Source organism: Bowmanella dokdonensis, from assembly GCF_017254865.1.
Classification (GTDB): Bacteria; Pseudomonadota; Gammaproteobacteria; order Enterobacterales; family Alteromonadaceae; genus Bowmanella; species Bowmanella dokdonensis.
In genome coordinates this window covers 1-1,157 of record NZ_JAFKCV010000040.1, presented here as the reverse complement: position 1 = coordinate 1,157, position 1,157 = coordinate 1, and the positions used below count along the sequence as shown (strand labels likewise).

Annotated in this window: 1 protein-coding gene; it reads right to left on the bottom strand. The window is 53.2% G+C overall.

What is annotated here, in order from left to right; genetic code table 11:
* Nucleotides 1–70 precede the first annotated feature (70 nt).
* Nucleotides 71–1,157: group II intron reverse transcriptase/maturase (gene ltrA, locus J0A66_RS21415; RefSeq protein ID WP_241264369.1), on the bottom strand; the 1,087-nt coding region annotated here is incomplete at its 5' end.

Sequence of the window (1,157 nt, the reverse complement as noted above, 5' to 3'; positions counted from 1 at the left end):
AATCGGGTAACCGGAGGTTTCTAGCCCCCAGTCCCCACAACACCCTGCATGCGGCTCCGCACAGGGCGTTTCACTCAGGGTAGTGAAGCTTGATCCATCCATCACGCAGTGAGACCAATCCAGCCTGTTTTAAGTAAGCATCGGATAGTGCCTGGTTGATACCTGGCGTTTTCGCACTGCGCCATGGGCCTTTGCTTGTCAATCCACAGGCCACGGCTGCCTGCACATGAACCCCCAACTTCATTAGATTTCTGACTTTGGTGCGCGGCTTACGCCATTGACGCCAATAGGCCATACGGACTCTGCGCCGAATCCAGTGATCCAGCTCGCAGCAAAGCTGATAGCAGTTGGCGATACCAAAGTAGTTTATCCAGCCGCGAATATATTGGCTGGTCTTAAAGAGCTGGTAATCCATGCTGACACCCCAGTTGCGGTTAGTCAGTTCCCGTATTCGCTGTTTAAAGTTCTCCAGCGTTTTCGGGTGCCATTGGATACGCCCGCTCCTGAACGTAAAGCCCAGGAACTTGCTTTCACTGGCTTTGACCACCTGACTTTTCTCACTGTTGATGACAAGCTGCAAGCGGCTCTCCAGATAACCACTGATACTTTTCAGTACTCGTTCACCTGCTCGCTGACTCTTCACCAGAATGATGAAGTCGTCGGCGTAACGGGCAAATTGGTGGCCGCGCTTTTCCAGTTCTTTGTCCAGTGGATCGAGCATGATGTTGGCCAGTAAAGGCGACAGTGGGCCGCCTTGAGGGACACCTTCATGCGTCTCCTGATAGAGCTGGCTATCGATAACCCCAGCTCGCAGGTATCGGCCAATCAGTTGTTTCAGTCGCTTGTCATGAACCCGTCGGCTCAGTAGCGACATCAACAAATCGTGATTAACCCGGTCAAAGAACTTCGACAGATCCACATCCACGGCAATCCGCCGCTTCTGTTTGATGATCTGTTGCACTCGTTTTACCGCTTGTTGCCCATTTCGTCCTGGCCGAAACCCATAGCTGTGTGCTGAGAAGGCTGGGTCAAAGATGGGCGTGAGCACTTGGGCCATGGCTTGTTGTATGATGCGATCAATCACCGTAGGAATACCAAGCGGGCGCTTGCCCCCACCGGGTTTCTCGATCTCAACTCGCCTGACAGGTTGTGGGCGG